At 55.6% G+C, this 12,739-nt stretch carries 10 protein-coding genes; 7 read left to right on the top strand and 3 right to left on the bottom strand.

The window, feature by feature from the left end:
* The first annotated feature begins 25 nt into the window (after positions 1-25).
* From ABD013_RS15920 to ABD013_RS15900, 5 genes are all read left to right on the top strand, one after another.
* Entirely contained in the window at positions 26-1,714 is a 1,689-nt protein-coding gene (locus ABD013_RS15920) for an arylsulfatase (protein ID WP_343808173.1), read from the top strand.
* 82 nt (positions 1,715-1,796) lie between these two features.
* A complete protein-coding gene (locus ABD013_RS15915; RefSeq protein ID WP_343808170.1) occupies positions 1,797-3,008 on the top strand; it encodes an OprD family outer membrane porin in 1,212 nt (403 codons plus the stop codon).
* Between the two features lie 196 nt (positions 3,009-3,204).
* Entirely contained in the window at positions 3,205-4,530 is a 1,326-nt protein-coding gene (locus ABD013_RS15910) for an alginate export family protein (protein WP_343808167.1), read from the top strand.
* A 71-nt stretch (positions 4,531-4,601) separates the two neighbouring features.
* A complete protein-coding gene (locus ABD013_RS15905; RefSeq protein WP_343808164.1) occupies positions 4,602-6,017 on the top strand; it encodes an aldehyde dehydrogenase family protein in 1,416 nt (471 codons plus the stop codon).
* Between the two features lie 152 nt (positions 6,018-6,169).
* Entirely contained in the window at positions 6,170-7,570 is a 1,401-nt protein-coding gene (locus ABD013_RS15900) for an MFS transporter (RefSeq protein ID WP_343808161.1), read from the top strand.
* A gap of 167 nt (positions 7,571-7,737) precedes the next feature.
* Here ABD013_RS15900 and ABD013_RS15895 read toward each other — a convergent pair whose 3' ends face one another.
* Together ABD013_RS15895 and ABD013_RS15890 are read right to left on the bottom strand one after the other, a co-directional pair.
* A complete protein-coding gene (locus ABD013_RS15895) occupies positions 7,738-8,646 on the bottom strand; it encodes a porin (protein ID WP_343808158.1) in 909 nt (302 codons plus the stop codon).
* A 130-nt stretch (positions 8,647-8,776) separates the two neighbouring features.
* Complete coding sequence (locus tag ABD013_RS15890) at positions 8,777-9,841, bottom strand: tartrate dehydrogenase (protein ID WP_343808155.1); 1,065 nt, start codon at positions 9,839-9,841, stop codon at positions 8,777-8,779.
* Positions 9,842-9,943: 102 nt separating this feature from the next.
* On the opposite strand from ABD013_RS15890, the gene ABD013_RS15885 reads away from it, so the two are divergent.
* Positions 9,944-10,849: a LysR substrate-binding domain-containing protein gene (locus ABD013_RS15885; protein ID WP_343808153.1), complete on the top strand. Its 906-nt coding sequence runs from the start codon at positions 9,944-9,946 to the stop codon at positions 10,847-10,849.
* A 25-nt stretch (positions 10,850-10,874) separates the two neighbouring features.
* The gene (locus ABD013_RS15880) at positions 10,875-11,765 is read left to right on the top strand and encodes a PAS domain S-box protein (protein WP_343808150.1); all 891 of its coding nucleotides are present in this window, start codon (positions 10,875-10,877) and stop codon (positions 11,763-11,765) included.
* On the opposite strand, the gene ABD013_RS15875 is transcribed toward ABD013_RS15880, so the two are convergent.
* A complete protein-coding gene (locus tag ABD013_RS15875) occupies positions 11,766-12,716 on the bottom strand; it encodes a PDR/VanB family oxidoreductase (protein WP_343808147.1) in 951 nt (316 codons plus the stop codon).
* Positions 12,717-12,739 lie beyond the last annotated feature (23 nt).

The raw sequence follows: 12,739 nt of genomic DNA, 5'->3' as shown, positions 1-12,739 counted from the left end.
TAGCCCGGATAGCAGTGGTAACATCATGATCAAACGCAAGCTTCTTCCTCTTGCCATGGTGGCAGCAACATCGGCCGCCACACTTTCCTTCAGTCAGCAGCTCTATGCGGCTTCCACTGACCCTCAAAAGCCCAACATTCTGGTCGTCGTTGCTGATGACCTCGGCTTTGCCGACCTTGGCAGTTTTGGTGGTGAGATCGAAACGCCGAATCTGGATGCGTTGGCACAATCCGGCGTGCGCATGACGAACTTTCATACTGCTCCGGCCTGTTCACCGACACGTGCGGCACTACTGACCGGTGTTGATCCGCACAAGGCGGGACTTGGGAATATGGCCGAGGAGATGGCGCCCAACCAGGAAGGTAAGCCCGGTTATGAGGGGTACCTGAACGATCGCGTGGTTTCTCTGGCGACTCTGTTGAAGGATGCAGGCTATAACACCTACTTGAGCGGCAAGTGGCACCTGGGCAGAGGCGAGGGCAAGACGCCTGATGCGCGCGGCTTTGAGCACTCCTTCTCTTTGCTGGTTGGCGGCGCAAGCCATTGGCCTGACATGCGTCCTGCTTATGCGCCTACCCCAGAGGCAAAAGCCCCTTACACCGAGGATGGGGTGCTGCTGAAAAAGTTGCCTGACAGCTTCAAGTATTCGTCTCAGTTCTATGCTGACAAGATGATTGAATATATTGCCTCTGATAAGGATAACGGCGCACCTTTCTTCGGCATGCTCAGCTTTACGGCTCCCCACTGGCCGCTGCAGGCTCCGGATGAGGCAATCGAGAAGTACAAGGGACGCTACGATGCCGGTTTTGACAAGCTGTTTGCTGATCGTTTGAAGAAGCAGAAGGAAATGGGGTTGGTGCCGTCTAGCGCCGAAGGCGCGCCGCGTCCGCCCAAGGGGCGTGATTGGGAGAGCCTGAGCGCCGAAGAGCAGATGGTAGAAAAGCGTGCAATGGAAGTGTACGCGGCCATGGTCGATGAGATGGACGTTCATACCGGGCGTGTCTTTGAATACCTGAAACAGAATGGTTTATACGACAACACGGTCGTGGTGTTCCTGTCGGATAATGGCGCTGAAGGTCATGACCTGGACGAGACCTGGCCGGCCGATCAGTTCCCGAAAATCCGCAAAACAATCGACGAGACCAACGACTTCAGCTACGAGCAGATGGGACGCCCTGGCTCCTATACCCTCTATGGGCCTAACTGGGCCTGGGCTGGCGCTCCTGCATACAAGCTCCATAAGGGCTTCCCGACTGACGGTGGCACCCGTTCTATCGGTATTATCAAGGCGCCCGGCGTCGAAGCGAATGCGATCAACAACAACCTCGCCGCAGTTGAGGATGTGACGCCGACACTGTTGGAACTGGCGGGTATCAAGCATCCGGGCAGCAAGTACCAGGGGCGTGATATCGAACCTGTCTCTGGCATTTCTCTGGTACCGTCTCTGAAAGGCGAGACTGATGGAAGCGACCGGGTTCTGGGCGGTGAACTCTTTGGCAAACGCTTCATTCGTAAAGGTGACTGGAAGCTGGTGCATATGCCCAAGCCTTGGGGCACCGATGATTGGGAGTTGTATAACCTCAAGGAAGACGCAGCTGAACGTCACGACCTGAGTGCCAAGAATCCTCAAAAGCTTGCTGAGCTGAAGCAGGTCTGGGAGGCCTATGCCAAGGATAACAACGTGATCTTGCCAAGCTGGGTAAGCGGCTACTGATCAAGTTTTACCCGGGAGGCAGGCTTTGCATGCCTCCCATCTAACCGGCCCCTGTAAACCGAATCGCCTCGAGTACTAGACTATGAATAAGAAAATTATGAAAACCGCTGGCCTGGTTCCTGTAATTGCCTCTCTTTTCGCAGCTCCTGCCGTCATGGCGCAGGATCATGACCTGTCTGTTACTTTCCGAACACATTACGGACAGGTTGATCGTCACTTCGGTCCTGAAGACAGCGAAGAGATGAGTCAGGCCATTCGCCTGGATTACCGTTCTCCCTATTTCAACGACGTGATCGGCTTTGATGGATCTCTGTACGCCGTGCTCAAGCTGCACGCTGCCAAAAACACGGCTCGCATTCCGCTGTTGGATGAAGATGGTGACGGTTTCTCCAAACTGGGTCAGGCGAATGTCAAACTGAAGCTGGGTGAAGACTGGCATCTGCGTGCAGGCCGTATGCGTATTGTCTCGCCGCTGATGACGGACACCGATGGTCGTTCAGAGCCGAGCACACGTCGTGCCGTCAGGCTGGATGGCTCCATTGCGGGTGCCAAAGTCTACGGCATCTACTCAGATGAAGTTTCAACCACCGGCGAGAACACCTTCAAGGAATATACCCAGGACGGTGATGGTGTGATGATTTTGGGTGGTTCCTACAACTTTGAAAATGGTCTGGGTCTGATGCTGTCGCATGGTCAGCTGGAAGATGCCAAGCGACAGACATTCTTCAATGCCAGTTATGGCATGCCGCTGGGTGATGGCAAGCTGTTGTTTGATGCCTACCACTACATGGCCAAAGAGATCGGCGATGGTTCCAATCTGGCGGATAACCCGGGACCAGACGGTGAGCTGGATACCTACCTGAGCAACCTGGCCGTTTCCTACAAGCAGGGCGACCTTAAGTACACCCTGTCTTGGCAGACAGTAGGCGACGACCTCTACGAGCCGAGCTGGGATGGCTTCAACAACGACCGCTCAGTGCTCTGGTCGTGGAACTCGGTGCAGATTCTGGACTTCTACAACCCCAACCAGGACTCCTGGCAGGCTCGAGTGGACTACAACTCGTCTGCAGTCCCCGGGTTAAGCATGATGGGGCGCTACACCGAGGGTGACTACACTCAGGGTGGTGTCAATTATGAAGACAGCGAGTTCGACTTTGAAACCAAGTACGTACTCCAGACCGGTCCGCTCAAGGATCTCAGCTTCCAGCTTCGCTACGCGGACGTTGAGATCGGTGGAGCAGGTGATCTGGAGGACATCCGTCTGATTGCCGAGTATACCAAGGCCTTTTTCTGAGGCTTTTTTAATGGTGCTCCCTGCCTGCGCAGGGGGTATCCACTCTTTGTTACAACCTGTTACAAAGCGCCACAAGTTTGCACATTAACAGCGCATCTGGTTTACAGCCAGCGTCTAGGCTTAGCTGACTAAAATAACGACAGGCGGGATTGTCGCAGTCCGATAATCGCACCGCCTCGCCAAAGGAAATGCGCCTATGAAACTTCAGATCGCTCGTCGTGTTCCCGGTTTTCTGCTGACTGCAGCTGTAACTGCAGCCATGGCTGCACCGGCCTCTGCCTACAATCTCTATTCCAAGGACGGCTCTGAGCTGAACCTGGATATTGAAGCCGTGTTCGGCGTTTTCTCCAGTGAAGAAAACTACCTGTTCGATACCGATACCGGTGGTGCTGACTGGCGTGAAGGCTACATCAAATATGGCTTGTCTGGCAGCCACGCTTATGGCGAGTCCGGTGCCAGTGTGTATGCCGGTGTGAACCTGCTCAGCTCAGCGACCTGGGGTGATGGCGATGCTGGTGGTTTTACCTCGGGTGACGAGAGCGAAACCGATCTTGAAGATGCCTACCTTGGCTGGCGCTCCGGTAGCATGATCCCGGCGCTGGGTGAGAACGGTCTGGATATTTCCTTTGGTCGTCAGCAGTTCGCCATCGGTGACGGCTTCCTGATCAACGGTGATTCCCTGAACTTTGGTGATGCGCTGGGTGATGAGTTGGATCGTGGCGGTGCCTACTGGCTGGCGGCACGCAAGGCGTTTGATCGTACCGCGATTGTCCGTATCGGTGATGCAGAAGGCCTGCGTGCTGATCTGTTCTGGCTTGAGTCTGACAACGTTGCTCAGTCGAAGATGGAACTGGCCGGTATCAATGCCGAGTACACCATTCCGGAAGGTACTTTCGGTCTTGCTTACATCCAAGGGCTGGATGTGATGGAAGGTGGTGCGACTCACCGTGATGGCCAGGATACCCTGAGCCTGCGTTACCAGGGTAATGCCGGCGTCGAGAACCTGTTCCTGTCAGGTGAATTCGTGACCCAGGACCAGGGCGATAACACTGTTGCCGATGCGGATGCATGGTATGTGGAAGCGGGCTGGACCTTTGCGGACCTGCCCTGGTCACCGAGCGTGAACTATCGCTATTCCACGTTTGATGAAGGCTTTGATCCGCTGTTCTTCGGCTTCAGTCGAGGTTACGGCACCTGGTTCCAGGGTGAAGTGGCGGCCAACTACGCCGGTCCGTTCAACTCTGATGCAGATGTTCACCACATTGGTGTGAAGGCCTCTCCGACCGAGATGCTGAGTGTTGGCGCTCTGTTCTTCGACTTCAGTGACACTGCCAGTGGCAGCGGTGCCCTGGATGGTCAGGAGATCGACCTCTACGCCGAGTGGGTGGTGACGCCGAACCTGATCGTCAGCCCGCTGATCGGCTTCTATACTCCTGATAACAGTGATGCGAATGGCGGCACCCAGATCGGCAGCGATGACACCAACGTCTACGCTCAGATGATTGCGATCGTCCCGTTCTAAATTAACAAGTGTTAACCCGGAGCCGTCGCCAAAGGATGTTGGCGGCTCCAATTGAAATTAAGGATCCCGAAATGCAGACGGTATCGACTCTTTTTATCAATGGTCAGGCGGTTGCCGGCGAGCGTGAAGCCTTCCCGGTCATCAACCCGGCGACAGGTGAAGCCTTCGCAGAGTGCCCGGGCGCTTCACCGGAGCAGGTGGATGCCGCTGTTGCAGCAGCACGGGCTGCTTTCAAAACGTTCCAGCATACCCCTGATGCAGAACTTCAGGCGATGCTGCACCGCATTGCGGACCTGATCGAGGCGCATGCTGACGAGCTGGCCCAGCTGGTCACCCTGGAGCAGGGCAAGCCGTTGGCGCTGGCGCAGATGGAAGTGGGCGGTGCAATCGGCTGGACCCGTTATACCGCCGATTTGAAAGTTCCGGTCAAGGTGATTGAGGACAGCGAAGCGCGTCTGGCCGAGTTGCACCATAAACCGCTTGGCGTTGTCGGTTCCATCACCCCCTGGAACTGGCCGCTGATGATTGCGGTATGGCACATCATGCCGGCCATTCGCACCGGTAACACCGTGGTGTCCAAGCCGTCTTCCTTCACACCGTTCAGCACCCTGAAGCTGATCGAGCTGATCAATCAGGTCGTACCGGCTGGCGTGATCAACATCGTGACGGGCGAGGGCGGTATCGGTCGGGCCATGACTTCGCACCAGGACATCAACAAGATCGTCTTTACCGGCTCCACGCCGACTGGTCAGGACATCATGCGCAAGGCCGCCGATAACCTGAAGCGCCTGACGCTGGAACTGGGCGGCAACGACGCCGGTATCCTGCTGCAGGATGCCAATCTGGATAAGGCGCTGCCGGGTATTTTCCAGACTGCGTTCCTCAATATGGGCCAGACCTGTGCCGCGTTGAAGCGTCTGTACGTACACGAGTCCCAGTATGACGAGGTGTGTCAGCGTCTGGCGGCGATCGCCAAACAGCAGGTTGTCGGCAACGGCCTGGAAGCGGACGTAACCTTTGGTCCGGTTCAGAACAAGGCTCAGCTGGATCTGGTCGTTGAACTGGTCGAGGATGCCAAGGCTCAGGGCGCCAATGTTCTTTGCGGTGGTGAAGCGCAGCCAGGCAATGGCTACTTCTATCCGCCGACCATTGTAGCTGGCGTCAGCAATGGTGTTCGCCTGGTAGACGAAGAGCAGTTTGGCCCGGTGCTGCCGGTGATTCCTTACAGCGATCTGGAAGATGCAATCGCCATGGCCAACGACAACGTCAACGGCCTGGGCGGTTCTGTCTGGGGATCTGATATTGAAAAGGCGCGTTCTGTGGCGACGCGTCTGGAGAGCGGTACTGCCTGGATTAACAACCATGCTGAAGTCTTGCCCCACTGCCCCTTCGGTGGCTGCAAGATGTCCGGTTTTGGTGTCGAGTTCGGCGAAGAAGGTCTGCTCGAGTATACCCAGCCACAGTTGCTCAGCATCAGTCGAGGCTGATCACTGCATCATCTCACTTTCCCGTTTCTGCTACGGAAGTGCTTGCCGGGGCTTTTGCCCCGGCTTTTTTGTTTTAGCGTAACAATTATTACACTTTTCCTTCTCTCTCATTAGAATGTCCCTAACACACCAACAATAACAGGGGGTTCCTGATGACCGCCACGGCTCCAGACGATGTTTACGCATCAGCTTCAACCCGCTGGTTTGCACTGATCAGTATCTGCGTGGCCACCTTCCTGATGCCGATGAGTATGTCGGCGGTCAACGTGGCTTTGCCCGCCATTGCAGCCGAGCTTCAGGCCGACGCCGTTTTGGTTAGCTGGATCCCGACCATGAACCTGCTTGGTGCCATTGCGCTGCAGCTGCCAGCTGGCCGCATTGCCGACATGATCGGACGCAAAAAAGTCTTTCTGGCAGGTGTGCTGCTGTTCGCACTGAGCTCGCTTGCGGTGGTGTGGATCAGCCATATCGGTTGGCTGCTGCTGATGCGCCTGTTGCAGGGGATCGGTGGCGCCATGGTGTTCGGTACCGGCATGGCGATCGTGTCTCAGGTATTTGCCCTGCATGGCCGAGGCATGGCGCTGGGGCTCACTTCCACATCCGTATACCTGGGCCTGACCTGTGGTCCGCCCATCGGCGGCTGGCTGACGGAGTGGTGGAACTGGCAGGCGGTGTTTGTGGCGCCGTTGCCCCTGACGGTGCTGTGTGCGGTACTGGTTGCGATCCATGTGCGTGAAACCGAGCGGCAGCACGACCAGCAACTGGACTGGCTCGGCAGCCTGCTGTTCATTGTGGCGTCCAGCCTGTTTTTTGTCGGTCTGTCAGAACTGCCTGACCTGATGGGTGGTTTGCTGGCGCTGTCAGGGGTGCTGCTGCTGGCCGGCTTTGTCTATCAGCAGGAACACAGCCCCTATCCGTTGATTCGGCCGCGAAGAATGGTGCAGAACCTGACCTTTTTCCGTTCCATACAGGCCAGTTTCCTGATGTATGCCGCCAACTACCCGCTGCAGTTCCTGCTCAGCCTCTACCTGCAGTACATCCGCGGCCTGTCACCGGCGGAAGCGGGGCAGTTGATGCTGCTGCAAGCCATGATGATGGCGATTCTGGCACCCATCGCCGGCCGCCTGTCGGATCGTCTGGAGCCGAGAATACCGGCGACGTTGGGCTGTGTACTCTTTGCCGCCGGATTTCTGATTCTGGCGCTGCTCGATCAGGACAGCGGGCTGACCCAAGTGGTGATTGCACTGCTGGTGATGGGCACCGGCTTTGGCCTGTTCTCGTCACCCAACAACAATGGCGCATTGAGTGTGGTGCCGCATGACAAGCTGAGCATCGCGTCTTCGTTGCTCAACATCTCCCGTACCCTTGGCAATATGCTGGGCATGGCTGTGGTGGTGTTCCTGTTCAATCTGCTGATCGGCAATGCCCAGCTGACACCTGAACAGTTCCCGGCGCTGATCCAGCTGCTGGAAATCGCCTTTGCACTTTGTAGCGGCTATGCACTGCTTGCCGCCTGGCGTTCCTGGTCGAGGGGGAAGGTTCGTGCCAGTTGATGGGGAGTTAAAACGATGGCTGTGGGCCGGTGAGTATTGAGGTCATCAGGGAGATAACCGCCCGTCCTTAAGGCTTGGGGCGGTCATGAAACGCTGAAATTGATCCTGCCATTATCTGCTGAAATGGGCATAAATCCTGAGCAAGGCTGTTTTCAATCAGCGTGGCTTCAGAAGTTGAAGTTGATGCCAACGTTGAGCTGGTTGGAGTCTTCAACGCCATAGAGGCTGCCATCCCAGGCCATGAATTCAGCCCACACCAGTACGTTTTCGTGAAGCGTGCGCTGGTACGCCAGAATCGCAGCGGTAAAATCCCCGCCCTCATTGTCTGCCGAGAACTCTGACAGGCCGAGGGTATAGAGGTTCTTGCCGGACGGGATGCCCAGAATGGCATCCAGACCTGCACCGGAGTTTTCACGATCCAGGTAGGCGCCGTTGATATAGAAGCCTTCTCCCGAGTAGTAGGCGGAGAGGCCGTAAAGGTCTTCGCTGCCTTCGGTGCCGGTGAAGGCTGCACCCAAGGTCAGTTTGCCAATACTGTAGGTGGCCCCCAGCTGGGTCTGCTCCTGATCCGCATTGTTCTCGTCATCCACCTGATACAGCGCCTTCAGTTTCAGGCCATTCAGATCTGGACTGCTGTAATAGACGGATTCGCTAACCCTGAGGACACCATCAAGGGTGTAGTAGACGGGGGCCGAGTTCCACCACATATAGTCGGCGGCCACGCCAACCGCTTCGTAGAAGGGGGAGTCGACCTTGCCCAGGGCCAGGGTTCCATAGCGATCGTCCGAGAGGCCGACATGGCCGTAGCGCATGTCGCCGACGGTATCTCCGTCGTTGCCCAGATCCAGTGCGACTTCATACTTGGCAAAGGCGCTCAGGTGCTCATCCAGATCGTAAGCGCCCTTGATACCAATACGTGAGGACGCGTCCTTGTACTCGGTATCGTCACTGTCTTTTGTTTGTTCCAGCATGATACGCAGGCTGCCATAAACGTCGATACCGGTATTGGCAATCTGTACAGCATAGGCGGGGGCGGCAGTGGCCATCAGGGTGCATACAGCGAAGATTTTTTTCATTGGGTCATGTATCCAATTGTTGTTGTTATGGTTGGATGCAGTGGGGGTGCAACCATAGGGTGAGTCTGTCTGGTGAAGGGGAGGCCAACAGAGCTCGGGAAATAGCCGGGAGGCTATTTCCCTTGGCCGGTCAGGCCGAAATGATGTCGCTAATCGCCTGACCCAGCTCCTGGGTGCTGGCGGTGCCGCCCATGTCACGGGTCAGCGCCATCTGTTCACGAATCACGGTTTCGATGGCAGCCATGATGGTGTCATGCATGTCCTGGCGGCCCAGGTGCTGCATCATCATGGCTGCGGCCCAGACGGTACCGATCGGGTTGGCAATGTTCTGGCCTGCAATGTCCGGTGCCGAGCCGTGTACCGGCTCGAACATGGAGGGAAAGTCTTTTTCCGGGTTGATGTTCGCTGACGGCGCAATGGCAATGGTTCCGGTGCAGGCTGGGCCGAGGTCGGACAGGATGTCACCGAACAGGTTGGAGCCCACAATCACGTCATAGAATTCCGGCATGCGCACCAGATTGGCGGTGAAGATATCGATGTGGAACTGATCGACCCTGACGTCGGGATAGTGTTCGGCCATGGCTTCGACACGGTTGTCCCAGTAAGGCATGGAGTGGAACAGGCCGTTTGATTTGGTGGCGGAGCTCAGGTGTTTCTTGTCACGGGACTGTGCCAGGTCAAAAGCGTACTTCAGGATGCGGTCAGTGCCCTTGCGTGTGAAGATGCTCTGTTGGGAGACTACTTCATCCTCAGTACCTTCGTACTGGATGCCGCCAATATTGGAATACTCACCTTCCACATTTTCACGGACGACATAGAAGTCGATGTCACCCGGCTGCTTGTTGGCCAGCGGGGATTGCAGGCCTTCGAACAGTCGTACAGGACGCAGGTTGACATACTGGTTGAAGGCGCGGCGAATCGGCAGCAGCAGCCCCCACAGAGAGATATGATCCGGTACGCCCGGGAAGCCGACCGCGCCGAGGAAGATGGAGTCGAACTGCTTAAGCTGCTCCAGACCGTCTGCGGGCATCATGCGGCCGGTACGATGGTAGGTTTCGCAGGACCAGTCGAAATGGGTAAAGTTGAGTTCAACGCCGTGTTTGGACGCTGCGGCTTCCAGTGCCTTGATGCCTTCCGGAATGACTTCTGTGCCGATACCGTCTCCGGGAATAACGGCGATGTTGAATTGTGACATTGGCTACACCTTTTATTGTCTTAATTGGCAACTTGGTAAACCAGTTTAGGGATTAGTCTGATAAGATGTAGGCACGAAGTGTAATCTTTGGGTTTACAAAACGTGGACAAGCTTCCTGCACTTGAAGATATCAAGGTTTTCGTGACGGCAGCCCGTTTCATGAGCTTTGCAAGGACGTCTGAACAGCTTATGGTTTCGCCGGCCTATATTTCAAAGCGTATAAAACTGCTTGAAGAAAACCTGGGGTTTACACTTTTTTACCGCTCCGCCCGCTCCATTAGCCTGACGCCGGAAGGTGAAATTGTGCTGCGCACTGGAGTGCAGATGCTACAGGAGCTGGATTCAATGAAGGATGAGCTGCTGGCCTGTCGTCAGGAAACGCGGGGGATGCTGAGAATCAGCTGCAGTACCGGTTTTGGCACCGAGTTTCTTAACCCGTTCATTCTGTCGCTTCGGGACTCTTACCCCCTGCTGGGGATCGACCTTCAGCTGGTCGACCGCAGTGTGGATATCGTCACTGAAAATGTAGATCTGGATATCTGTCTGGGCGGTAACATTCCGGAGCAATACATTGCACGCAAGCTTGCTCGCAATTACCGGGTATTCTGCGCTTCACCCAGCTATCTCGAGCAGCACGGCTGGCCTGACCACCCTCGTGATCTGGAGCATGCGCATGCCTGTATCTCCATTCGCGAACGTAACCATAACCCTGCTTCCTGGAAGATAGAGCGAGGGGGCGAGAAGCTGACAGTTGCTCCCAACAGTCAACTTAGCGTCAACAACGGCAATGTGGCCAAGCAATGGTGTCTGAACGGTGAGGGCATATTGCTGCGGTCAATCTGGAGTATTCGCAAGGAGCTGGGCGAAGGGCGATTGGTTCATGTACTGCCGGAATGGCAACAGCCCGCCGATGTATATGCAGTTTACTCAAGACAGACAGGAACGAGTGCCAATCTGAGAGTGTTCATTGAGCAGCTGGAGCTGTATCTGAAGCAGAATATGGCTTGAACGAACGGGAGAAAGAAAAAAGGATATGAGTGGAGAAGAGTTCGGTAAGCGTTTGCTCAGCCTGTTGAAAGAGCGGAAGCTCAGCCAGATCAAGGTGGCCAAGGCGCTGGGAGTCTCAAGGACTGCGGTCAACAAGTGGACCAAGGGCGGCATGATTGACGACAGCAACCTGGAGAACCTGGCGGCTTTCCTGAGTGTTGACAAGATCTGGCTCAAGTATGGTGAGTATGTCGGCAGTGCCGGTGATCAGGCGCGTGAAGGTCGTAATATCAACGAAGTTCACATGCATGATAATGTCGAAATCGTCACCTGGGAGTGGGATCTGCTTACCGGAGAGGTGACCTATTCCGACAATGTGGAAGCGGTTTATGGCGTCAAGATAGCCACTAACGATGATTTCTGGTCCCTGATGAGCGAAGCGTCCAGAGACAAGCTGGTTAAAGGCTACGAGAGAATCATGCGTGAAGGCGGCGCCCATGAAATGGATTTCCGCGTTGGACATGATGGTCAGTCCCGCTGGATCACGTCACGGGCGACAGGAGTCAAGGGGCCGAATGGCAAGGTGACCAAGCTGGTGGGTATCAGTATGGACAACACCGAGCGCAAAACGACAGAGTTGCAGTTGAGGAGCACCAGCCGCCTGTTTCGCGCTCTGTTGAGTCATATGGATCATCTGGTGGTATTTACGGATGTGGCAGGCGAGATACTGGCGACCAACCATGAGACTCGGCCGGAAAAAACAGGCTATCTGGAACTGCAGGCTTTGTTGTACCAGTTCGTCCTGAGAAATGGGGAGCTGTTGGCCCAAGTGAAAGAAGACGGCAGTGTTAAGACCCGTTTTCAAGGTAAAAAAATGGCTGTGCATCATCATGAAGATGAGAACGCACAGCCATTTCTGATGTTTGAATTCGAGTAATCAGAGGTCCAGTACCAGGCGCTTGCCTTTGGCGCGGGATACGCAGATCATCATTGTTTCCTGCGCGGCTTGCTCATCTTCATCCAGGTAGTGGTCACGATGGTCCGCTTCGCCTTCCAGAATCGTAGTTTCGCAGGTGCCGCAGACACCGTTGCGACACAGGCATTCGATATTGATGCGCCTGTCTGCTTCAATGGCTTGCAGGATCGACTCACCTTCCTCCACGTTCAGGCTGAAACCTGAGCGCTGAAAGTGTACTTCGAACGCATCACCTTCACTGGCGACTTCACCAAAATTCTCGAAATGGGTGCGCGCTTCGCCCAGAACGCGATTGCCATTGGCGATGACCGCGTCGATCAGCGGTTGTGGGCCGCAGACATACACATGGCTTTCAGGAGGCAGTTGCTCGATCAGTGATGCAACTTCCAGGCGTTGCCCCTTAGTGTTGTCATACGTATGCAGGCGGTTGCCCAGGCGTGTATGCAGTTCGTCAACGAAAGCGGCATTCGCACCATCACGGAAGGTGTAGTGCAGCTCGTAATCCAGCCCTTCACGCTCCAGTTCGTACAGGTAGGAGAGAAAGGGGGTGATGCCGATACCGCCGGCAATCAGGACATGCTTGCTGGCGCGATCATGAACCAGAGGGAAAAAGTTCTCGGCAGCTGACAACTGCAGGGTATCGCCCTCAGCTACATGCTGGTGCATGTAGGTCGAACCACCACGAGAATTTTCATCCAGCAGTACGGCGATGCTGTAGCGATCTGCCTTCTGTGGGTCACTGGTCAGAGAGTAGGCACGACGGATTCCGGCCTCATCCATATGGACGCTGACATGGCTGCCGGCACTGAAAGTGCCCAGTTCAGCGTTCGGGGCGGAAAACTCGAACTGCTTGATAGTCGGTGTCAGTTGTTCGACCCGGCTGACTGTGACGGTAATTTTATTCTGATTCATGACGCTTTCTCACTCGTTGTAGC

This window comes from Marinobacterium maritimum (genome assembly GCF_039523155.1).
In the GTDB taxonomy this organism is placed as follows: domain Bacteria; phylum Pseudomonadota; class Gammaproteobacteria; order Pseudomonadales; family Balneatricaceae; genus Marinobacterium; species Marinobacterium maritimum.
The sequence above is the reverse complement of the archived record's forward strand: the minus strand, read 5'-3'. Positions and strand labels throughout refer to the sequence as shown.